This is a genomic window from Tenacibaculum sp. IMCC1, assembly GCF_054906355.1.
The window spans coordinates 362,940-386,380 of record NZ_CM142818.1 but is presented as its reverse complement, the minus strand read 5'-3'; the positions used below and the strand labels follow the sequence as shown (position 1 = coordinate 386,380).

The window sequence follows — 23,441 nt, the reverse complement described above, 5'->3', positions numbered from 1 at the left end:
AAAAAATCTTTTTAACTATAAAGTATTTCTTTTAAGAGGTTAAAAATACTGGCTAACCTCTGTATTTGTGGCTAACTCCTCAGCTTCCTTTCCTTGTTTAAATAAACGTGCGGTGTAAGTTCCTCTTAATATAATTGAATCTCCGTTAACCTCTAGCCAGCTACCTTCACGTAACCCTAGCACTGGTGTTTCATTAAATACATGATATTCTTTAATGCGTGTTTCACGCGTTTCACCCATGTGCGTAGAATCTGGATTTGGGTCTAAATAATGTGCGTTGATATTAAACGGAATAAACCCTAAGGTTTTAAAACTTGGTGGATACACAATAGGCATATCGTTCGTATTCATCATCGTTACTCCACAAATATTACTTCCTGCACTGGTACCTAAATACGGAGTTCCGTTTTCAACCGCTGTAGTTAAATCAGAAAGTATATCGTTTTTATATAGTTGATTTACCAATTCAAACGTATTACCTCCTCCTGTAAAAATAGCCTCCGCTTGCTGAACAGCTTCCTTCGGATTATCAAACTCATGGATACCTACAACTTTTTTATCAATAGTAGCAAAAGCCTTACGAGCTACAGAGGTATATTCATCGTAGGTTTTTCCGCTTGCACGTGCATACGGTATAAATAATATGGTAGAGGCTTCTTTAAAAAAGTTAGTTAAGGTTGGTAAAATATATGCTAGGTATCCACTACCATGAACGGTAGATGTGCTTGCTATAAGTAGTTTTTTCATTTGTTTACTATCTATTTAAGTTTAATTAGTATGAGTTTTAACTCCTCAAAATCAATCTTTAATTATGCTTTATATACTTCAAATTAACAAAAATTTACCATGTCCTTAAAACATTTTTAAGACAAGTAGGTAGTTTATTTGTGATATGAGAAAATTGTTACTTGTTCTTTTTACCATAACTACCTGTGCTATAACTGCTCAAAACACTCCTAAAATTATTACGGGTACTGTGTTTATAGATAGTATTGCTACCCAAGATGTACATATTATTAATAAAAAACTAACGCTTGGTGCTGTTTCTAATGAAAACGGACGTTTTGAAATTTTAGCTTCTGAAAACAACGTTTTACTTATTTCTCATCTTAACTTAGAGTATAAAGAGGTTACCCTTACCAAAGAGCATATTAAAGCTAAAAACATTGTAATTTTTGTTGATAGTAAAACGCACATGTTAGATGAGGTTGTGCTTGAAAAGCAAAGAAGTATTTTAGAAATTGATCCCGACATTCTTAACAACGCCCCTGTTGTAAATGCTAAAACCTTAAAACTACCTTATGCCAATGTTATACAACCAAAAGATGAAAAAACAGTAAAGGTAGAATCGGGCTTAGCTATTAGTGTAACGGGACTTATAAATGCACTTAACGGAACAAACAAACGAAAAAAACAATTAAAAAAGATTACTGTTGAAGATAGAAATATTGAAAAAATTAGAAAACACTTTACAGATGGCTTTTTTATACGTCAACTAAAAATAAAGAAAGAAAACATCAATCAGTTTTTACAAGCCTGTATTTCTAAAGGAATTATAAACCTATATAATAAAGACAAGGTTTTAGAACTTACGGCTGTTTTAATTGAAAATAGTAAATCATCCCCTTACCTACTAGAAAATGAAAATATAAGAGTTACCAAAAAATAATTGCATGATTAAACAACTACCCATAACACTTTTACTACTAATTACTTTAGGAGCTACGGCTCAACAAAAACGAAAATTCGTTTACGGAACTTTAAATGATGAACTTGGTGCTATACCCAACGCTCATATTATCAACCTAAATACCCAACAAGGTACATTTAGTACCGACTTTGGTAAATTTAGAATTTTAGCAAAACCTAACGATACTTTACAAATATCTTTTGTAGGATACGAAACCCAAAAAATTAAGCTTACCCATATTCATTTTGGAATACAAGAAAATAAAATTACCCTAGTTAAAGTTCCTTTTGAATTGGATGAAGTGGAAGTAAAAAAACACAACTTAATAGGTTCACTTGCTATAGATACTAAACAAACACCTAAAGATATTGGTATGGAAAAAGCTAAAAAAGCTATTGATTTTTCTATGATTAATTTTCAAGATCCTATTATTATGCCTATTGATGAGATTGATAAAATGGGGGTTCCTAATATGAGAAAAGTAACTGACCCTACTGCTAAATTTGCTGGTGTTGGAGGCGCAATTAGTTTAGGGAAAGATAATTATTCTGAACAACTAAAAAGAACCCGAAAAACAATACAGTTTAAGGAAAGTTTTCCTAAAATGCTCCTCTCAGCATTTGGAGAGTCTTTCTTTTTTAAAGAGCTTAACATACCTAAAGACAAGTATCTTCATTTTTTAGAGTATTGCAATCCACTAGATATAGAAAAACTATATAAAGAACAACAGCTTTTAAAAGTCATTGCTATCTTACAACAAGAAAGTAAGAGCTATTTAAAAGTAATTAATAACTAAACACATGAAAAATATACTCCCTTCAATTATTTGTCTGTTTTTTATAATAAAAGCTACAGCACAAGAAAGTAGAAAATTCTTTTACGCTATCATACAAGATGAAGTAAGTACTGTTCCTAACGCACATGTTATAAACCTTAACACTAAACAAGGAACTTTTACTAACGATAATGGTGAGTTTAGAATTTTTGCCAAAGCAAATGATACTATACAAATTACGTTCGTAGGTTATGAAACTAAAAAAATTGTGGTAGATGTTAATCACTTCGGAATGCAAGAAAATAATATCCTACTAAAAAAAGTACCTATTGAACTGGATGAAGTAGCGATAAAAAAACATAATTTACTCGGGCATATTTCTTCTGATTCAAAACATATAAAATCTGAAAAAGTAATAAATGCTGAAACATTAAACCTACCCTTTGCCGGTTCTAGAATACTTACCCCTGCTGAAAGAAGGCTACATACTGCTACAACAAGTTATGGAGGAATAATACCTGTAGACCTATTGTTAAATTGGATGTCTGGAAGATTAAAAAAATTAAAAAAACTTAAGGCTATTGAAGACAAAGAAAAAAGAATAGAAAACATACGTAGTAATTACTACATACTCATTCAACACGAACTAAACATACTAAAAGAAGATATTGACAGGTTTATTTATTTTACTGAATCTTCCGATGACTTCAATACTCTTTATTTAAATAATGAAGTAGCAATGATTACATTTTTGCAAAAGAAATCAGACGAATTTAAAAAACTTAACCCTAAAAAATACAATTAAAACCTCTTCCCTATTTCGTTGTTATTGGTTACGCTTTCTTAAAATATTTCGTACCTTTAGGTGTATACTAATCTAACCTAATAAAGTACCATGAAGAAAGTTCTAATAGCCTTATTATTTTTATCACAATTCGTATTCTCTCAAGAAGAACGAAAAACACTTTTTGGAATTGTTTATGATGAAAATGGTGTGCTAGAAAATGCTCATATTGTTAACTTTTCAACAAACCAAGCCACGTTTTCTAACGAAAATGGAGAATACAGACTTTTTGCTAGACCTACAGATTCTATTAGATATAGTAGTATAGGTTATAAAACCATTTATGAAAAACTAACTAAAGCCGACTTTAATACCTACAGAAAAAGAACTACTCTTGAAAAACAAGATTATGAACTAGATGAAGTTTTACTAAGAAACAACGAATTATCAGGTGAACTTGCCAAAGACCTTAGAAAGGTAAAGCGTGATAAAAACTTAGAAATAGCAAGTAAAGCTACCGACTTTTCAAATGTTAATTACAGTAATTACCATTCAGACGATTATATAAGTAAACACGTAAAACCTAATGTGGTAAATATTGACCCTACAAAAGCTTTTGAAGGAATGGGTACTACCAACACGTTTCCTGTAAAAAACTCAGAAAAACTAATAAAACTTCGTAAAGAATTAGCTTTTAAAGAAAATATGCCTGCTAAATTACTTAATGAATTAGGAGAAGACTTCTTTTTTGTTGAACTTAAAATTCCGGTTGATAAATATTATCACTTTTTAGAATATTGTAATCCGTTAGGAATAGAAAAACTATATCAAAACCGTGAAGTGTTAAAAGTTATTAAAATATTTAGAAAAGAACATACAGGATACCTCAAACTTATTGGAAAAGATTAATTTGGCGCAATAATTGACCTTTATTAACCATGAAAAAACTTTTTGTTCTCTTATTAGTCCTTCCCTTACTATCATTCACTCTGCATAAATACTATGTTGCGTTAACTGAAATTGAATACAGAGAAGATACTCAAAGCGTACAAATGATTATGAATGTTTTTATGGATGATATTGAGCTCGCCATAAATAAAGATTACAATACCAACCTACAAATTGCCACTAAAAACGAATTAACATCTATTAATGAATACTATTACAAATACTTAAAAACTCATTTTAAAGTTATTATTAACAATGAAGAAAAAAACTACAAGTTTATAGGTAAGGAATACGATGGTAATATTGTTTACTTTTATTTAGAGATAGAAAATGTTTCATTGCCAAAATCAATAAAAATAGAAAACAATGTTTTAGTTGAGCATTTCCCTGATCAACAAAACCTTATTAAAGCAACTGTTAAAAAGGAGCGCAAAAGTTTGTTTTTATCAAGCAATAATGATAAAGGTTTGTTAAATTTTTAATAAAGCTTCTTTTTTAGTAATAAGATTTCATTAACTTTCCGCTTATTTATTCAAAAACTAACAAGCATATAATGAGAAAATATTCTACGCTATTATTTTCAGCGCTCTTTGTATCAGCTTCTTTATTTGCCCAAGAAGCACCTAAAAAAGAACGTCAACAAGGTCATACCGACCAAAACAAATTTCGACAATTAAAAGATGTATTAGCTACTCCTAACGATCAACGTACAGCATCAGGAGCACCTGGTCATGCATACACACAACAAAAAGTTGATTATGTAATGAACTTACGCTTAGATGAAGTTACAGATAGATTGTACGGAGATGAAGATATTACTTACCACAACAACTCTAAAGATCATTTAGAGTATTTATGGTTACAGTTAGATCAAAATATGCGAGCTCCAGATTCTAAATCTCCCTTGGCAGAATCTAATGCAGCAAGAAGTTTTCAAACTCCTGATAAATTTGTGAGTGACAATATGGATAAACCAAAAGCATTTGGTTTTAATATTGAAGCCGTAAAATATGCTGATGGTAGAGATTTATCTCATACTATTAATCGCACAATGATGCGTATTAACTTGCCTAAGCCATTGGCTCCTGGTGAGATTTTTAAATTCAAAATTAAGTGGAACTACTTAATTAACAACTCTGTTGAAGACGGTGGTCGTTCTGGTTTTGAATCTTTTCCTGACGGAAATAAAAACTATACTATTGCTCAATTTTTCCCAAGATTATGTGTGTACAACAATGTTGAAGGATGGCAAAACATGCAATTTTGGGGGCGTAGTGAATGGGCTTTAGAATTTGGTGATTACGATGTAAAAATTACTGTTCCTGCCGATCATATTTTAGAGGCTACAGGTGAACTACAAAACGAAAAAGAGGTATTAAGTAGAGAACAACGTAAACGTCTTGAAAAAGCTAGAAAGTCTTTTAAAGACCCAGTGTTTATTGTTACTCAAAAAGAAGCTGAAGAAAACGAAAAGCAAGGAACTACTAAAACTAAAACTTGGCACTTTAAGGCAAATAAAGTACGTGATTTTGCTTTTGCTTCATCAAGAAAATATATTTGGGATGCTATGGCTGTAGATATTAATGGTAAAACCGTTATGGCATTATCTTTATACCCAAAAGAAGGAAACCCGCTATGGGAAGAGCACTCTACTCGTGTTGTTGCTAATACATTAGAAGAGTATTCTAAAATGACTTTTGACTATCCATATTCTAAAGCTGTATCAGTACACGCTAAGCGTCAAGGAATGGAGTATCCTATGATTTGTTTTAACTACGGACGCCCAAATCCTGATGGAACCTATTCTGATAGAGTTAAAAACGGAATGATTGGAGTAATTACTCATGAAGTTGGTCATAACTTCTTCCCTATGATTGTGAACTCTGACGAACGTCAGTGGACTTGGATGGATGAAGGCTTAAATTCATTTGTTGAAATTTTAGCTGAATTAGACTACGATCCAAACTTTAACACTGGTAACTTACCTAAAGATATTGTTCGTTACATGAGTTTAGATCAAGATAGGTTAAGCCCTATCATGTCTCAAGGTGATTATGTACATAATTTCGGACCTAATGCTTACACAAAACCAGCTGCTGGTTTATACATGTTGCGTCAAACAATTATGGGACCTGAGTTATTTGACTATGCTTTTAGAACATACTCTAAAAGATGGATGTTTAAGCACCCTACCCCTGCCGATTTCTTTAGAACAATGGAAGATGCTTCTGGTATGGACTTAGACTGGTTTTGGAGAGGTTGGTTCTACACCACTGATTATACTGATATTGGAATTAAAGAGGTTAAGCCTTTATATTTAACCAATAAGCCAAATGAAGAAAGTAAGAAGTTACAACAGCAATATCCTTCTTATTTTGCGCAATTAGGTAAGTTAGTTTACTTAACTACTAAAAAAGAAGATGCTGATAAATCTGAAATAGAAGCATATATTAATAGCTTACCTTCAGACAAGAAAGCTAATTTAAAAAGTATACCTAATTATATTTATCAAGTTGAGTTTGAAAAACCAGGTGGTTTAGTAATGCCTATTATTGTGGAATTAACGTATGCAGATGGTTCTAAAAAACGCCAAACTTTCCCTGCTCAAATTTGGAAAAAAAATGAGCATAAAGTAAAAAGAGTATTTACATCTACTCAAGAAATTAAAAGTATTGTTGTAGATCCTGATTTAGAAACTGCCGATATTGATACTTCAAATAACAGTTGGCCTAAACAAACAACAAATAAGTTTGATGCTTTTAAAAAGAAAGCTAAAAACTAATATAGTTTTATTTAAACCTAACAAAAAAGCAGCCTATGGGCTGCTTTTTTATTGCTGTTATTTTAACTATTTGCTAAATAACTTATTTACTTCTTCATATGTAAGTAACTTAGAAACTGTCATAATATCTGGATCTCTACTTACATACTGTTGAATTTGTAACATTACTACTCCATCAACTTTAGTATATTTTAACCAGATTACATCTCCATTTGCTTTAATTTTATAAGGATCTCTAGGGTTTTCTTCAAAGCCTTTTACAATTATTTGATGTAATTTTTCTACATCATTATCTAAGTTTTTAAATGAAAAATGAACATATTCATGAATAGGATCATTTATATTCTTATAGTAAAAGTTGTAAGCTTTATCTCCTATTTTCTCTAAATAAACGTACTCTATTTTTCCTACTATTTCTGTTTTAGTAGTTTCAATAAATTCAATCTGAGAATACGAGGCTACAGAAAATAAAAGACCTGCTAATAAAAAAAGTTTTTTCATGAAATTTAAGGGTTTAAGTTTTATATTACTTTTTAAAAATTTTTTAAATATAACTAAAACAACAACGCTTTTTATTTATAAAAAGTATTTTCTCTTTTTATTTACATATTATCTTATTATGTTCTCATAACATTTTTTTAGAAATAAACTAACTTACTGTAAATCAAAAATAGAATAGAAGAAATAGCTTTCTTGTTAAATTATTTTTATTTTGCAACTACTATTAATTTTCCTCTAACCCTTCAAAAAAATTATGTTAAAGCAAATTTTATTTCTCTTCTTAGTAATTTTTAATTGTACTCTTTCTTTTTCTCAAGAAATAGAGAAGTATAACGAAAGTGACTTGATAAAAATTAAAAAAAAGTTCTATTTAAATAAAGAAATTGGTGTTGATAGTTCTTTATACTATATGAACAAGCTTCTACTAAGTAATAATACTGCTTATAAAACTTTTGGATATGCTGCTATAGAATATTTAAAAGTAAGAGAAAAACAATCTATAAACACTTCTTTTAAAGATAGTATTAATAAATATCTTCCTAAAATAGTAAGAGTAAATAAAAATTTTCCTTTACTGTTTGATATTCATATTCTCTTAGGCAACTCTAATAAAAGAAGAAAGTTAATTAAACCAGCTTTACAAAATTATATTACAGCCGAAAATTACGCTTTGTTAGCCAAAGATATTGAGCGAATTATTAAAATAAAAGGGAACATCGCACTTATTTATCAAGACATGGGAGAGCTTGATAAAGCTCTTAATAAAGCAAAAGAAACTCTTGACCTTATAGAAGCTAATAAAGAATCCCTTTCAAACAAGTATTATAGTAGCAAATATAAAAGAATGTTTAATGTTGCTGCTATTTACGCTACTTTATATAAAAAAAATAGAGAAAAACAGCAGTATGCAGACTCTTCTTTACATTACTATAATTTGATACTAAAAACAAAAGAGTTTAATCTTAATAGCTATTATACCGGCAAAGTTTATTATGGAAAAGGGACTATTTATACTTTAAAAGAAGAATACTCTAAAGCTAGTTCTTTTCTTGAAAAAAGTTTAGCGTTATTCGAAAAAAGCAAGTCACAGTCTTATTTATACAAAGGATACTACAACAATGGTCTAAACTATTATAATTTAAATAAATTCGAAAAGGCTAAACATAACTTTTTAACTGCTCTTAAAATAAAAAAAGACACCATTTTAGATGATAATTATATAAAAATGAATGGATACCTTTCACAAATTTATACTTATCAAAATAAAGTAGACTCTGCCAATTATTATTTAAACACATATGTAAATAATCATTCAAAAGTTTCATTAAGAGATAAAAAACAGTTTAAAGAAGCAATTAAAGTTGATTTTGATAAAAAAATTAAAAAGTTAAAAGAGGATAGTAACAAAAAGAATTTTTATTATGAAATTATAGTTATAGGATTAATATCTACAGTAATAGTTATCTCTTTTTTAGTATTTAAAAACGCTAAAGAAAAAAAGAAAGCAAAGAAAAAGTTAAGTGAACTATTAAATAAAATTTCAAAAAAAGAAGACCTAACTGAAAAACCCTTTTCTTTACCTAATCCATTAAAAATAAAAGACGAACAACATCAACAAATTATTAGTGGCTTATTAAAAATAGAGGAAAAAAAGTACTTTTTAAAAGAAGAGTATAATTTATATAATGCAGCTAAAAAAATAGGAACCAATACTACTTACCTATCAAAAATCATTAAAGATTATAAAAAAATGAGCTTTAATGATTATACGAATGAGTTACGTATTAATTACATTATTGGAATATTGAGTAATGATAAGAAAGTGAGGTCTTATACAACACAAGCTATTGGAGAAATTGCTGGATATAAAAATGCGAAGTCTTTTACTCGAATTTTTAAAAAATATATAGGTATAACTCCTTATCAATTTATAGAGAAAATTAATAAGGAGTTATAATGTTTTTTGTAATTATTTTAAACCTTAAAATTATTTTTACGATCGTAGCATTTATCTTTTTCTGCACTTGGTGGTAAAACAAAACAGTCTTCTTCTCCATCTGTATCTGGTCCGCCAAAATCTATTTTTTCATAATTCGCCTTAACTGGATCTCCTGCTAAAATCTTTGTTTTTTCCTCTAGTGTTAATTTATACTTTGCTAACATCTCAATAGATAAACATTTCATAAGTTTTAATTTTTAAGTTATATGTAAAGTTAATTTTTTAATCTATTGTTTTTGTTTTTATCAAACTCACCAAAAAACAAAACACACAAAACACTACAAAACAACAACTTAAATCAACAATAACAATGTCATTATTTTTAAATAGTACCTCCTGTTTTCATAAATAGTACCTGTTTTCACTTCTTTTGTAGCTAACAATGTTTAATATTTGTTAAAAATCAAGCTTGTTTTAATGCGTCCCCCGAAAAGCATTTAATAGAGTAGGGATAACTCGAATTAATTAATCATGTTAAAATCAATTTCTAAATTAGGAAACGTTCTGAATAAATCAGAACAAAGAACTATTAATGGTGGACAAATTGTTTGCCCTAGAGGAACTTATTTAAAATGTAATTGGATAAGATGTTGGTGTGAACCAGAATATGTTGAAGAATTACCTGTAGACTTTGACCACTAAAAATTATCAATAACCAAAACTAATTAATTATGAAAACAAAAGTTTTAAACTTAGGTACTGTTATTAATAAAACAGCACAAAAACAAATTTTAGGAGGTACACCTAAAAAATGCCCTGGAGATGGAGTATGGGGATGTAGAGGAAAAGAGCCTTATATTGATTGTAAGTGTTATTATAAAGCACACGAAGTACTTAGACCTGAGTAACAAATTAATAATTATGAAAACAAAAATTTTAAATTTAGGTACTGTTATTAATAAAACAGCGCAAAAACAAATTTTAGGAGGTGAATCTCCTATGAGGTGTCCTATAGGTTATTTTTATTATTGTACTCCAAGAAAAACTCATTGTTATTGTAAGCTAGAATTTGTAGATAATTCAAAAGAGCTGATGGAGATAATATAACCGTTGTAAACAATTTAATAAAGTTAAAAACTTTACAACAATTACTTATGTTTTACAATTTAAAACAAGTACTTAACTCAATAACAAATTAATAATTATGAAAACAAAAATTTTAAATTTAGGTACTGTTATTAATAAAGCAGCGCAAAAACAAATTTTAGGAGGTACACCTGCAAAATGTCCTGGAGATGGAGTATTGAAATGTAGAGGAAAAGAGCCTTATATTATGTGTTGGTGTGAATATGATAAGAAGAATTTTCTTGAACCTAACTATTAGTAATTAATTAAAAATATAATTATGAAAACAAAAATTTCAAACTTAGGTACTGTTATCAATAAAACAGCGCAAAAACAAATTTTAGGAGGTACACCTATAAAATGTCCTGGAGATGGAGTATGGACATGTAGAGGAAAAGAGCCTTATATTATATGTTGGTGTGTATATGATAAACACTATGACCGTGAACCTAACTTTTAAGTAACAAAGCAATGTATATTCATGAAGTTTCTTAAGTAAAACTCTACTTAAAAAACAGCCAATAGAACTATATTGGCTGTTTGTTTAGTTTTTCTAATATTATAAAAGTTTCTTAGCTTTTTTTACTTTTTGCTTGGTAAGTGCTATATCAATTACCTCACTCATGTCGGTTACATAATGAAATGTTAACCCTTTTAAGTAGCTCTCTTTTATTTCTTCTATATCCTTTTTATTATCAGCACACAAAATAATTTCTTTAATATTTGCTCGTTTTGCTGCTAATATTTTTTCTTTAATTCCACCAACTGGAAGTACCTTTCCGCGTAGCGTAATCTCTCCAGTCATGGCTAATTTATTTTTCACCTTACGCTGTGTAAATACAGAAACTAAAGAAGTTAACATCGTGATACCTGCACTTGGACCGTCTTTAGGGGTAGCTCCTTCAGGCACGTGAATGTGTACATCATACTTATCTAATACTTCAGGATTAATTCCAAATTCCTCAGCATTAGATTTTATATATTTCATTGCTATTGTTGAAGACTCTTTCATTACAGTACCTAAGTTACCTGTTATTGAAAGATTTCCTTTTCCTTTAGAAATAATAGATTCTATAAATAAAATATCTCCTCCAACGCTTGTCCAAGCTAACCCAGTAACAACACCTGCAACATCGTTATTCTCGTACTTATCACGTTCTAAACGTGCAGGTCCTAAAATAGTTTCTATATCTTCATTTGTCAAAACAACATTATACTCCTCTTCCATCGCAATAGACTTAGCGGCAAAGCGAACTACTTTTGCTACTTGTTTTTCTAAACCACGGACTCCAGACTCTCTAGTATATCCTTCAACTATTTTCTCTATCTGCTTTTTACCTACTGTTAAATGTTCTTTTGATAATCCGTGCTCTTTTAATTGCTTTGGGAACAAGTATTTTTTAGCTATTTCTACCTTCTCTTCAATAGTATACCCTGTTACGTTAATAATTTCCATACGATCACGTAATGCCCATGGAATTTGATTAATGTTATTAGCTGTTGCTATAAATAATACTTTAGAAAGATCATATCCTACTTCTAAATAATTATCATAAAAAGCTGTGTTTTGTTCTGGGTCTAATACTTCTAACATTGCTGAAGAAGGATCTCCTTGATGACTTTGACTTAACTTATCTATTTCATCTAACACAAATACAGGATTTGAAGTTCCTGCCTTTTTAATATTTTGGATTAAACGACCAGGCATTGCTCCAATATAGGTTTTACGGTGTCCTCTAATTTCAGCTTCATCACGTAAACCTCCTAAAGACATACGTACGTACTTGCGTCCTAATGCTTCAGCTACCGATTTACCTAACGATGTTTTACCTACTCCTGGAGGTCCGTATAAACAAATAATTGGCGATTTCATATCACCACGTAATTTTAAAACCGCTAAATGCTCTAAAATACGCTCTTTAACTTTCTCTAACCCAAAATGATCTCTATCTAAAATTTTTTGAGCTCTTTTTAAATCAAATTTATCTTTTGAATACTCTCCCCAAGGTAACTCTAACATTAACTCTAAGTAGTTACGCTGTACACCATATTCTGCCATTTGAGGGTTCATACGTCTTAAACGCCCTAACTCTTTCTCAAAAGTTTCTCCAACCTCTTTATTCCATTTTTTAGACTTAGCCTTAGTACGCATTTCATCTAGCTCTTGCTCGTGAGAAACACCTCCTAATTCATCTTGAATGGTTTTTAATTGTTGATTTAAATAGTATTCACGTTGTTGTTTATCTAAGTCAGAACGTGTTTTAGATTGAATATCGTTACGTAATTGTAACTTTTGAAGCTCTTTATCTAAATTCTTTAACGTTAATAATGCACGTTCTTTTAAATTGTCTTTCTCAAGTAATACCTGCTTTTGTGATACACTTAATTCCATGTTTGACGAAATAAAATTCACCAAAAATGAATTGGATTGAATATTTTTTATCGCAAAAGATGCTTCAGAAGGTAGCATAGGATTTTCTTTAATTACCTCTAATGCTAAGTCTTTAATCGAATCGATAATTGCATCAAACTCTTTTTGATCATCAATTTCTCGCTCATCTACAGCTTCTTTTACTTTTGCTTTTAAATAAGGAACTTCTTGCGTAATTTCCTCTATTTCAAAACGCTTTTTACCTTGGATAATTACAGTTGTATTACCATCAGGCATTTTTAATACACGTAAAATTTGTGCCACTACACCTGTTTGATAAATATCATCAATTCCTGGATCTTCAACTTCACTATCTTTTTGTGCTACAACACCTACAACTTTATCTCCCTTGTTGGCATCTTTAATTAACTGAATAGACTTATCTCTACCTGCCGTAATTGGAATTACAACTCCTGGAAATAACACTGTATTACGTAGAGGAAGAATTGGTAATTCTTCAGGAATACTTTCTTGATTTATTAACTCTTCATCTTCTGGTGTTAATAATGGAATTAACTCTGAATCCTCATTAAAAACATCTTGAAGCGACAAATTGTCTAAATGTAATATTTTTGATTTACTCATATCTTATTTATTCTGTCATAGTGGCACTTATCACTCTTTTATTGAAAAAAAACCACTTTTTAAAAACCTTAATCTACTGATAAACAAAAGAATAAACTAAAACTCTTATCTATCTCGTTATCTATATTTCAATTCTTATGCCAACGAAAGCTATAAATAATTTAATTTGTAACTTATTTGGTTCTAAATCGTCTTACTAACATCTTATTTCAACATAAAACTAACCAAAAATGAAATTTAACATTTTAACTCTATCATTACTTTTATTACTAATTAACTGTACCTCAAAAACAAACTCTTCTGAGTTTATTGAAAAAGCAGCAGGACGCTATTATTTTAATGCTGATGAAATTATAGAAGTTACTTTTAATAATGACAATAAATTACTTATAAAATGGCGTAATCAAAACTTAGAACCTTTAAAAGTGAATGATTCTTCTTTTTACGTTAGAGAGTTAAATGAAAAACTAATTTTTAATACTTCTAAGAATATGATAGGGTTAGCTGAAAAGCGTGAGCATGAAGGTGAAAAGTATGTCTTTAAAAAACTAAAAAAAGGAGAAAAAACTCCCAGCGAACATTTAGCAGAAGGTAACTTTGAAGCTGCTTTAAAAGGTTACAAAGCTATAAAAGAAAAAGACAGTTTAAATCCTGTAATCAGAGAACGAAATATAAATAGGTTAGGATATCAATATCTTAGAAAAGATGAGTTTGAAAATGCCCTTAATGTTTTTAAAATTAATATTGAATTGTATCCTAACAGCTCAAATACTTATGATAGTACCGCTGATGCTTATACCAGAATGAAAGATACAGCGAAGGCTATTGAATACTATAAAAAAGCTTTAACCATTAATCCTGAAAATAGAAGTTCTAAACGTGCTTTAGAAAAACTTACTTTAAAGAAAGAGGAATAAATAATCTTGAAAGTTTTTTAAAGTAAAATTAACATCGCTATACCTATAAAAACTACAATTTGCGCCCATTTTAAATATATTCCCAACTTTTTGTGCCGTTTAATGTAATTAGAAATTTTTCCTGCCAAAATAGCAATGGAAGAAAATATTAAAAAAGATGTTAAAATGAATAATCCTCCTAATACATAAAACTGGAGTACGTTTGACAAGCTGTCAGAAAACAAAAACTGCGGGAAGAATGCCAAAAAGAAGATTGTAACCTTCGGGTTTAATACATTCATCCAAAAACCTGTTTTGAATAACTGCATTGTTGATTTTTTCTGAACATTCTCTGTAGAAAAGGCAATTTCAGCATCACTTTTATACACCTGATAGGCTAAATACAGTAAATATCCTGCTCCAAACAGCTTGATGATAAAAAAAAAATTCGGATTCTGTTTGATGATTTCCGATACGCCAAAAGCCACCAAAGTTGTATGAATTATACATCCTGTCATTAAACCAGTAACCGTAGCTAATCCATATTTTTTACCATTAACAATACTTTGTGTTAAGACAAAAATATTATCAGGACCTGGTGAAATAGCTAAAGTAGCCGTAGCAAATACAAAAGATATGAGGGTTTCTAGCATAAATTATTTTAAAGAAAGATATGTACTTATATTTTTAATAGAATTCACGAGCCTATCTCTACTATTATCTCCTTAACTCCATCTTCAGGAGGACCAAATCTCAACTTTGCTTTTGCTCCTTTCATAAAATGAGTTTCCTCTAATGTTTCTTTGATTCCTTTAAAAAGAGATTCAGCATTAGAACCGTACATATAAAGAAAACCATCACTAAAATCAGTTGCCATTTCATGTCCATCATATTCACCTAATTGGTTTTTATTTATAACTAACTCCAGTTTATTTTTTAATTTATATAATTCGTCCATTCCTTGAATTCCATAGTCAAAATGAATTATCACAGCATGCTCAATTTCTTGTACTCTATTTATATTTTCTTTTTTATTTGAACCAAATATTTTGTTTAGAAACCCCATTCAGCTTTATTTATTTCTATTAACTTTCAGCTAAAATAGCCTTATTGATTCTTTTTACCAAGCTTGGTCCTTCGTAAATAAAACCTGTATAAATCTGCACTAAGTCTGCTCCTGCTTTTAGCTTTTCTAAAGCATCTTTTTCAGAATGGATACCTCCTACTCCTATAATTGGAAACGCTCTATTAGAGTTATCCGTTAAGTATTGAATTACTTTGGTACTTCTATCTTTAACTGGTTGTCCGCTTACACCTCCATTACCTATTTCTTGTAAACGTTCTTTAGAAGCTTTTAAATTATCTCTATTTACCGATGTATTTGATGCTATAACTCCATCAATTTTAGTTTCAGCAACTAACTCAATAATTTCATCTAATTGTTGATTGTTTAAGTCTGGAGCTATTTTTAATAAGATTGGTTTTTGTTGTGCTTCTGCATTATTCAATTTTTGAACTTCAGTAATGAGTTCTTTTAAATAATCAGCATCTTCTAATTTTGCATGGCTAGATACATTCGGGCAGCTTACATTCAATACAAAATAATCTACATACGGGTGTAACCCTTTAAAACACGCTACATAGTCTTCCGTATAATTTTCAGGGGCTGTATTCGTGTTCTTACCAATGTTTCCTCCAATAATTATTTTTCCTTTGTTCTTTTTTAATTGCTCAATCGCTGCTTCTAAACCTTCATTATTAAAACCCATTCGGTTGATAATTCCTTTATCATCTTTTAAACGGAATAAACGTTTTTTCGGGTTTCCTTCTTGACCTTTTGGTGTAACCGTACCAATTTCAACAAAACCAAAACCAAAATTAGCCAACTCATTATACAGTACTGCATTTTTATCAAATCCTGCTGCTAACCCTACAGGATTTTTAAACGTTAATCCGAATAAATTACGTTCTAACTTTTTATCGTTTACTTGATACATTCCTCTAAAAATAGAAGACATTCCTGGTATTTTAGATAGAAACTTTACGAGTGAAAATGTAAAGTGGTGAATCTTTTCAGGATCAAAAAGGAAAAAAATTGGGCGAATCAGTAATTTATACATTAGTTTATTTTAAGTATTGTTCTTTGTTAAATATAAAAAAAGCTCCAAAAATGGAGCTTCTGAATTATCGTAATACAGCATCTAAATTCTTTTCGAATGTTTGCTGTAGTTTCTGCATTATTTTATCTATTTGTCTATCTGCCAACGTTTTGTTTTCATCTTGTAATACAAAACTTACTGCATACGACTTTTTACCTTCTGGTAATTTGTCTCCTTCATACACATCAAACAAATCTACTTCTTTTAAAAGCTTTCTTTCTGATTGGAATGCTAAGTTATAAATTTCTTTGAATTCAACTTTATTATCCAATAACAAGGCTAAATCACGCTTTACAGCTGGAAACTTAGGTAAATCGGCTACTTTTATTTTTTTCTTGCCTACTAAATCTAAAATATTCTGCCAGTTAAAGTCTGCAAATAAAACCTCTTGTTTTATTGAAAACTCTTTTAAAATCGCTCTTTTAACAACTCCTAACTCTACTAACTTAGTTTTTCCTAAACTTAACGTAATTCCTTCAGAAAACACATCTGATTTTGTTGGAGTGGTTTTTAATTTATCAATTCCTAAACGACTTAATAAAGCTGTTACAATCCCTTTAACATAAAAGAAATCTGATGTCTGTGTAGCTACCTTCCAGCTATCTTGTGTTCTATTACCAGTAACAAATAATGTTAAATGCTTGTCTTCTTGGTATCCGCTTTCATATTTATGATACGTCTTACCAAACTCGTAAAACTTTAATGAATTGTTCTTTCTGTTAATATTGTACGCTACAGATTCTAAACCACTAAATAGTAACGATTGACGCATTACTTTTAAGTCGTTACTTAACGGATTCAACATTTCAACGTTAAAATCAGCGTTTAAGTTCTCAGATAACTCAATATAGTCTGCCTTTGTTAACGAATTTGCCATGGTTTCATTAAACCCTAACGATGTTAACTGGTCAGCAACAATATTCTCTATTTTAACTTCTTTATCACTATCAAAAGAAATAGACGTATTTAATTTATGAGAAAACTCTACATTATTATATCCGTAAACACGTAAGATTTCCTCTATAATATCTGCTTCACGTTGTACATCTACACGATACGATGGTACTACCAATCCTAAACCAGCTTCAGTAACACTATTAATTTTAATATCTAATGAAGCTAAAATCTTTTTAATCGTTTCCTTAGGTATTTCTTGACCTATTAATTTATACGCATTTTCAAACGATAAAAACACTTCAAAATCTTCCACCTTTACAGGATAAAAATCTAAAATATCAGAAGACATTTTTCCTCCTGCATATTCTTCAATTAATAAAGCAGCACGTTTTAAAGCATATTTTGTTGTGTTGATGTCAATACCTCTCTCAAAACGGAAAGAAGCATCTGTATTTAACCCATGACGTTTTGCTGTTTTTCGAACAGATACAGGATTAAAATAAGCACTCTCTAAGAAAATAGATGTTGTATGCTCTGTAACTCCTGATTGTGCTCCTCCAAATACACCTCCAATACATAATGGATTATCATCTGCATCACAAATCATAATATCCTCAGATGATAACTCTCTTTCTACATCATCTAACGTAGTAAACTTAGTACCTTCTTCTAAAGTTTTCACTACTACTTTGCCTCCTCTAATTTTAGAAGCATCAAAAGCGTGTAGTGGTTGTCCTAACTCATGCAATACATAGTTAGTAATATCTACAATATTATTTTTTGGAGTTAACCCAATTGCTTTTAATCTGTTTTGAATCCATTCTGGTGATTCTTTTACTTCAACATCAGTAATGGTTATACCACAATAGCGAGGTGCTAAATCTTTATCTTCAATTTCAATATCAATTTTATGAGTACGCTCATCAACATGAAAATCAGAAACAGAAGGAGATATTAACTCAATATTAGTTCCTTGCTGAATTAATCCAGCTCTTAAATCGCGTGCAACACCGTAATGACTCATGGCATCTGCTCGGTTTGGTGTTAACCCAATTTCAAAAACATAGTCTGTTTCAATATTAAAAACTTCTGAACAAGGAGTACCTGGAACTAAATTCTCATCTAAGATCATAATACCATCATGACTTTGTCCTAAACCTAATTCGTCTTCGGCACAAATCATTCCATGACTCTCTTCTCCTCTTATCTTTCCTTTTTTAATTTTAAAACCTTCTCCTTTTTCATCATACAACATGGTACCAACAGTAGCCACAGGAACTTTTTGTCCTGCCGCGACATTTGGTGCTCCACATACAATTTGTACAGGGGTACCATTTCCTAAATCAACAGTAGTAACCTTTAACTTATCTGCATTAGCGTGCTTTTCACAAGTTAAAACTTCTCCTACAACTACCCCTTTTAGGCTTCCTTTAATACTCTCTACAGTTTCTATTCCTTCAACTTCAAGACCTAAATCAGTTAATAACTCACCTGTTTTCTCTGCCTCCCAGTCTGTCTGTAAAAATTGTTGTAACCAATTGTATGATATCTTCATAATCAATCTCTAATTTTAGCGTGCAAATTTACGCAAAATAAAGGAAAAACTATAAACTAGTTATCTACAAAAGATATACTATTGATTATTAACCTTTTGATAACATCAAAAAATTATATTTTTTATTGATTTGCAGGAGGTTAACAAAAATTTAACTTTTTCAATAAAATATTATGAAACACAAACTACTCTTCTTCTTTTTAATAGCTTCATTAGCTGTTTTTTCACAAATTCCTTCATATTACAACGATGTTAATTTGAATTTATCTGGTTCAGCATTAAAAAATGAGCTCGCTACTAAAATTATTAATACACATACAACAAACCTGTCATACACACCTGGTGTGTGGAATGCACTTAAACAAACTGATTTAGATCCTAACGACGCTAGTAAGGTTTTATTAATTTATGGGTATAGTGATACTGACGGTAATTATGTAACCGATAGAACTAGAAGTAAAGATGCTAATGGTGGTAGTGCTGGTACACAATGGAACAGAGAACATGTATACCCTAAATCATTAGGAAGTCCTAATTTAGGAACTTCTGGTCCTGGTGCAGATGCACATCATTTAAGACCTTCTGATATTTCTTTCAACTCTCAAAGAGGTAGTAAAAAATTTGTAAATGGTTCTGGTAATGCTGGTAGTGTTTCTGGAGGTTGGTATCCTGGAGACGAATGGAAAGGTGATGTTGCTCGTATGATGATGTATATGTATTTACGTTACGGTAACCAATGTTTACCTACGGGTGTTGGTACAGGAGCTACGATGGCTTCTGACTCTAACATGCTTGCTTTATTTATTCAATGGAATGTAGACGATCCAGTATCAGACTTTGAAAAGCAACGTAATCCTATTTTAGAAGGAATTCAAGGAAATCGTAATCCGTTTATTGACAACCCTGCATTTGCTACTAAAATTTGGGGAGGACCTCAAGCTGAAGATTTATTTGGAGGTGGTAGTGTATCAGACACACAAGCTCCTACTACTCCATCTAATTTAGCTGCTTCAAATATTACAGAAACTACAGTTGATTTAACTTGGTCAGCTTCTACTGATAATGTTGGTGTTTCAGGATATGATGTATACAATGGAACTACGAAAATTGCTACCGTTACAACAACTTCGTATAACGTTACAGGTTTAACAGCAGCAACTAATTATACTTTTTCTGTAAAAGCTAAAGATGCTGCAGGTAATCAATCTACTTCTAGTAATTCTGTTTCTATTACAACTAACACAAGTTCAGGTGGAGGAAATGGAACAGCTGCGGATTTATTAATTTCTGAGTATGTAGAGGGTTCTTCAAATAATAAAGCTATTGAAATTGCTAATTTCACTGGAGCCAGTGTAAACTTATCAGGGTATTCATTAAAGAAAGCTGCCAACGGTGGTGGGTGGACCAATACGTTAACTTTAAGTGGTCAATTAACAAATGGTGATGTGTATGTCATAGCTAATAGCAGTGCTTCTAGCACAATATTAAATAAAGCTGACAGGACAGATACTGGTGTAATTTCTTTTAATGGAAACGATGCTGTTGGTTTATTCAAAGGAAGTACTCTTATCGATTTGATTGGAAATCCTAATAGCTCTTCAACTTTTGCACAAGACAAAACAATGCAAAGAAAATCTTCTGTTACATCTCCTAACAGTACATATACAACTTCTGAATGGAATATATTAGCAAAAGATACATTTAGCGGCTTGGGAAACCACAATATTGATGGAGGAACTTCTACCCCAGACACAACTGCTCCATCTACGCCAACTAATGTTGTTGCTTCAAATATTACACAAACTTCTGTTAATTTAAGCTGGACTACTTCAACTGACAATATTGGTGTTACAGGATACGATGTTTATCAAGGTAGTTCTAAAATAGCTACTGTTACTACTACAAGCTATTCTGTAAGTGGATTAACGGCTTCTACAAACTATACTTTTTCAGTAAAAGCTAAAGATGCTGCCAATAATGTTTCTTCTTCAAGTAATACCGTAAATGTAACAACTTTAGCAAACACAATTTCTTACTGTAACACTAAGGGTAATAATGCTAATTATGAATGGATTGATAATGTTGTTATTGGAGGGATTTCCAATGCTACTGGTGCTAACGATGGATATGCAGACTTTACTTCTTTAACTGGAAACTTAGCTTTTGGAAGTAATACTATTGTAGTAAGCGCTGGATTTGCTAGTTCTTCATACACAGAATACTGGAAAGTTTGGATTGATTTTAATAAAAATGGAACTTTTGAATCTTCTGAAGAAGTTGTTAGTGGTTCTTCATCTAGCTCTGGTAATTTATCCTATAATTTTTCTGTTCCTACCTCTGCTTTAGCAGGTACTACAAGAATGCGTGTATCAATGAAATGGAATGCAGCTCCATCTGCTTGTGAGACTTTTTCTTATGGTGAAGTTGAAGATTATACTGTTAACATAGGTAGTAGCTCTAAAGGTTTAGGGTACAACAACATCACTATTGATGGAAAGTTGGGCAATGAAACTTCCATTTTTGATGCTAGTGTTTCACCAAACCCTAGTATAGACTTCGTAAGAATTAAATTAGCTGATGACAGAAATGCTACTTTTAAAGTTACAACCTTAACAGGACAACAAGTTTTAACAGGAAAAGTTACTCATAATAATCTTGATGTTTCAAACCTACATAACGGCATATATATTCTTGAAGTAAACGATGGTCAGAAATCATTTACAAAAAAAATCATCAAGAAATAGTTTATAAGTTATAGAATACTAAAAAGAGCTTCCTAAATTGGAAGCTCTTTATTCTTTTATTCGACTTAAAAGGCTAAACTTCAATCGTAGTTTTTGTTTCCTTTGAAGAAAAAACATAAGTATATAACCACATAAGAGTAAATGTTGGCACAACATCTAACCCAGGCATCGCTTCTTCAATAAAAGCAATCGCTCCTGCTACTTTACCTTTATTTCCTTTATACATTTTTGTCATTATGTACGCTGATGCTGGTGCCCAAACAATATCAGACAACTCTCCCACTCCAGGAATTAAATACGATACATATCCTATCGCGTCAAACAACAAACTTAATGCTAGTTTTTGGTACTTTTTTTCTTTATTCATTTAGTATTAAATTAATTCTACACTCAACAAATCAAAATTCAAGCCAAAATTTATAACTTTTATCTTGTAAATTGATAAGTTTGTCCTAAAATACTAAAAACTAAGTAAACACGCTAAAATCGCCAATGAATCAAAAAATGAAAAGATTAGTATGGGCAAAAGCAACATTAATTTTTATACAGTTTGGCTCTATAGCAGGCTTTTTTCTATTAGCTCTAGTATTCAGAGGAGGATATGGAATGATCAAAAAGTCACATTTGTTCAAAAAAGAGATTGTGGTAATTGACTCTATGGAATCAATTCAAACTGCACATGGGGGACAGTTAGTATGTGTATATTTCAAAACGAATAAGAACATATCAAAAGATTTAGTTCTACCTGAAGGTAAAGAAAGAATAAAAGGAATAAAAGATTCAATAAAAATATGGAATGTACCAGGAGATAATAACTTCACAGATTATAGATATGACGATGAACATGAGTTCCCAAAAGACAAATATATAAGACAGGTTATTTATGCCGTTCTCGGATACATATTTTTTATTGCGGGCTGGATAGCAGCTTATTATGTAAATAAAAAAATAAAAAAGATTAAAAACGAATGACTTTTTCTGATTTCATCAATCAAATAGAAAGATTGCAGCAAAAGCAACTGGGTGGTTTAACATCTCAATTTAAATTAGCTCCAAAGTTAAGAACACGTTTTTCAGAAGAATTAATACAAAGTAAAAATCCTAGAAAAGCAGCTGTCTTAGCATTATTTTACCCTGACAATAATAACCAAACACGTTTTTTACTTACTGAAAGAGCCAGTTATAACGGAGCACATTCATCACAAATAAGTTTTCCTGGAGGTAAATTCGATAAAGAGGATAATAACTTAAAAACAACTGCTTTACGTGAAACTTTTGAAGAAGTTGGTATACACTATAAATCTATTGAAATAATACGACAAACTTCAGACGCCTATATTCCTCCTAGTAACTTTTTAGTAGCTCCATTTATAGGTGTTTCAGAAAAAACACCTCATTTCACTCCAAACGAAGAAGTTGCAGAAATTATTGAAGTTTTATTAGCTGATTTATTAGACGATTCAAACTTGACTTCAGTAGAAATGGAAACCTCATACATGAAAAATATTGAGGTACCATGCTTTAAATTAAACGATTACATTGTATGGGGTGCAACTGCCATGATGCTTTCAGAAATTAAAGATTTATTTAAATAGTTTTTTTATGGTTTTCTTTTGTAATTTAGCATTTA

At 30.6% G+C, this 23,441-nt stretch carries 24 protein-coding genes; 15 read left to right on the top strand and 9 right to left on the bottom strand.

The genetic code is table 11. The annotated features are described in order from the left end of the window. Window positions 1–39: 39 nt before the first annotated feature. Complete coding sequence (gene pepE, locus ACXIHB_RS01845) at window positions 40–747, bottom strand: dipeptidase PepE (RefSeq protein WP_047789567.1); 708 nt, start codon at window positions 745–747, stop codon at window positions 40–42. Between the two features lie 145 nt (window positions 748–892). Here pepE and ACXIHB_RS01840 point away from each other — a divergent pair, with 145 nt between their 5' ends. From ACXIHB_RS01840 to ACXIHB_RS01815, 6 genes are all read left to right on the top strand, one after another. Next, window positions 893–1,669, top strand: a complete 777-nt coding sequence (locus tag ACXIHB_RS01840) for a carboxypeptidase-like regulatory domain-containing protein (RefSeq protein WP_239179557.1) — start codon at window positions 893–895, stop codon at window positions 1,667–1,669. Window positions 1,670–1,673: 4 nt separating this feature from the next. Continuing rightward, a complete protein-coding gene (locus tag ACXIHB_RS01835) occupies window positions 1,674–2,486 on the top strand; it encodes a carboxypeptidase-like regulatory domain-containing protein (protein ID WP_462098765.1) in 813 nt (270 codons plus the stop codon). Between the two features lie 4 nt (window positions 2,487–2,490). Beyond that, a complete protein-coding gene (locus ACXIHB_RS01830) occupies window positions 2,491–3,270 on the top strand; it encodes a carboxypeptidase-like regulatory domain-containing protein (RefSeq protein WP_462098764.1) in 780 nt (259 codons plus the stop codon). Between the two features lie 90 nt (window positions 3,271–3,360). After that, window positions 3,361–4,158 (top strand): carboxypeptidase-like regulatory domain-containing protein, encoded by a 798-nt coding sequence (locus ACXIHB_RS01825; RefSeq protein ID WP_239179551.1) that lies wholly within the window; start codon window positions 3,361–3,363, stop codon window positions 4,156–4,158. 29 nt (window positions 4,159–4,187) lie between these two features. Continuing rightward, window positions 4,188–4,679, top strand: a complete 492-nt coding sequence (locus ACXIHB_RS01820; RefSeq protein WP_073182848.1) for a DUF6702 family protein — start codon at window positions 4,188–4,190, stop codon at window positions 4,677–4,679. A 71-nt stretch (window positions 4,680–4,750) separates the two neighbouring features. Beyond that, window positions 4,751–6,979 (top strand): M1 family metallopeptidase, encoded by a 2,229-nt coding sequence (locus tag ACXIHB_RS01815; protein ID WP_462098763.1) that lies wholly within the window; start codon window positions 4,751–4,753, stop codon window positions 6,977–6,979. Between the two features lie 66 nt (window positions 6,980–7,045). Here ACXIHB_RS01815 and ACXIHB_RS01810 read toward each other — a convergent pair whose 3' ends face one another. Further along, window positions 7,046–7,480: a hypothetical protein gene (locus tag ACXIHB_RS01810; RefSeq protein ID WP_047789560.1), complete on the bottom strand. Its 435-nt coding sequence runs from the start codon at window positions 7,478–7,480 to the stop codon at window positions 7,046–7,048. Between the two features lie 253 nt (window positions 7,481–7,733). Here ACXIHB_RS01810 and ACXIHB_RS01805 point away from each other — a divergent pair, with 253 nt between their 5' ends. Further along, a complete protein-coding gene (locus ACXIHB_RS01805) occupies window positions 7,734–9,437 on the top strand; it encodes a helix-turn-helix domain-containing protein (protein WP_462098762.1) in 1,704 nt (567 codons plus the stop codon). 17 nt (window positions 9,438–9,454) lie between these two features. Here ACXIHB_RS01805 and ACXIHB_RS01800 read toward each other — a convergent pair whose 3' ends face one another. Then, a complete protein-coding gene (locus tag ACXIHB_RS01800) occupies window positions 9,455–9,664 on the bottom strand; it encodes a hypothetical protein (protein WP_073182855.1) in 210 nt (69 codons plus the stop codon). Between the two features lie 486 nt (window positions 9,665–10,150). On the opposite strand from ACXIHB_RS01800, the gene ACXIHB_RS01795 reads away from it, so the two are divergent. From ACXIHB_RS01795 to ACXIHB_RS01780, 4 genes are all read left to right on the top strand, one after another. After that, entirely contained in the window at window positions 10,151–10,327 is a 177-nt protein-coding gene (locus ACXIHB_RS01795; protein ID WP_159495252.1) for a hypothetical protein, read from the top strand. A gap of 13 nt (window positions 10,328–10,340) precedes the next feature. Then, window positions 10,341–10,526 (top strand): hypothetical protein, encoded by a 186-nt coding sequence (locus ACXIHB_RS01790; RefSeq protein ID WP_253680330.1) that lies wholly within the window; start codon window positions 10,341–10,343, stop codon window positions 10,524–10,526. A gap of 97 nt (window positions 10,527–10,623) precedes the next feature. Beyond that, window positions 10,624–10,803 carry a hypothetical protein gene (locus ACXIHB_RS01785; protein ID WP_281979351.1) on the top strand — a complete coding sequence of 60 codons (180 nt, stop codon included), beginning with the start codon at window positions 10,624–10,626 and terminating at the stop codon, window positions 10,801–10,803. A 21-nt stretch (window positions 10,804–10,824) separates the two neighbouring features. Further along, window positions 10,825–11,004, top strand: a complete 180-nt coding sequence (locus ACXIHB_RS01780; protein ID WP_047789555.1) for a hypothetical protein — start codon at window positions 10,825–10,827, stop codon at window positions 11,002–11,004. A 99-nt stretch (window positions 11,005–11,103) separates the two neighbouring features. Here ACXIHB_RS01780 and lon read toward each other — a convergent pair whose 3' ends face one another. After that, window positions 11,104–13,560 carry an endopeptidase La gene (gene lon / locus ACXIHB_RS01775; RefSeq protein ID WP_462098761.1) on the bottom strand — a complete coding sequence of 819 codons (2,457 nt, stop codon included), beginning with the start codon at window positions 13,558–13,560 and terminating at the stop codon, window positions 11,104–11,106. Between the two features lie 230 nt (window positions 13,561–13,790). On the opposite strand from lon, the gene ACXIHB_RS01770 reads away from it, so the two are divergent. After that, window positions 13,791–14,477 carry a tetratricopeptide repeat protein gene (locus tag ACXIHB_RS01770; protein WP_462098760.1) on the top strand — a complete coding sequence of 229 codons (687 nt, stop codon included), beginning with the start codon at window positions 13,791–13,793 and terminating at the stop codon, window positions 14,475–14,477. 17 nt (window positions 14,478–14,494) lie between these two features. Here ACXIHB_RS01770 and ACXIHB_RS01765 read toward each other — a convergent pair whose 3' ends face one another. From ACXIHB_RS01765 to pheT, 4 genes are all read right to left on the bottom strand, one after another. Then, window positions 14,495–15,109, bottom strand: a complete 615-nt coding sequence (locus ACXIHB_RS01765) for a LysE family translocator (protein WP_462098759.1) — start codon at window positions 15,107–15,109, stop codon at window positions 14,495–14,497. 44 nt (window positions 15,110–15,153) lie between these two features. Next, complete coding sequence (locus ACXIHB_RS01760; RefSeq protein ID WP_159495255.1) at window positions 15,154–15,522, bottom strand: hypothetical protein; 369 nt, start codon at window positions 15,520–15,522, stop codon at window positions 15,154–15,156. 19 nt (window positions 15,523–15,541) lie between these two features. Further along, window positions 15,542–16,576 carry a quinone-dependent dihydroorotate dehydrogenase gene (locus tag ACXIHB_RS01755; protein ID WP_167713919.1) on the bottom strand — a complete coding sequence of 345 codons (1,035 nt, stop codon included), beginning with the start codon at window positions 16,574–16,576 and terminating at the stop codon, window positions 15,542–15,544. A 64-nt stretch (window positions 16,577–16,640) separates the two neighbouring features. After that, window positions 16,641–19,067, bottom strand: coding sequence for a phenylalanine--tRNA ligase subunit beta (gene pheT, locus ACXIHB_RS01750; protein ID WP_462098758.1), 2,427 nt, complete (start codon window positions 19,065–19,067; stop codon window positions 16,641–16,643). Between the two features lie 173 nt (window positions 19,068–19,240). Here pheT and ACXIHB_RS01745 point away from each other — a divergent pair, with 173 nt between their 5' ends. Further along, the gene (locus tag ACXIHB_RS01745; RefSeq protein WP_462098757.1) at window positions 19,241–21,811 is read left to right on the top strand and encodes an endonuclease; all 2,571 of its coding nucleotides are present in this window, start codon (window positions 19,241–19,243) and stop codon (window positions 21,809–21,811) included. 73 nt (window positions 21,812–21,884) lie between these two features. Here the strand turns inward: ACXIHB_RS01745 and ACXIHB_RS01740 are convergent, their stop codons facing one another. After that, a complete protein-coding gene (locus ACXIHB_RS01740) occupies window positions 21,885–22,178 on the bottom strand; it encodes a hypothetical protein (protein ID WP_462098756.1) in 294 nt (97 codons plus the stop codon). A gap of 137 nt (window positions 22,179–22,315) precedes the next feature. Between ACXIHB_RS01740 and ACXIHB_RS01735 the strand changes: the two genes are divergently transcribed. Both ACXIHB_RS01735 and ACXIHB_RS01730 read left to right on the top strand, forming a co-directional pair. Further along, entirely contained in the window at window positions 22,316–22,783 is a 468-nt protein-coding gene (locus ACXIHB_RS01735) for a hypothetical protein (protein ID WP_462098755.1), read from the top strand. Then, complete coding sequence (locus tag ACXIHB_RS01730) at window positions 22,780–23,406, top strand: NUDIX hydrolase (RefSeq protein WP_462098754.1); 627 nt, start codon at window positions 22,780–22,782, stop codon at window positions 23,404–23,406. Before ACXIHB_RS01735 ends, ACXIHB_RS01730 begins: the two co-directional genes overlap by 4 nt. The last annotated feature ends 35 nt before the right edge of the window (window positions 23,407–23,441 follow it).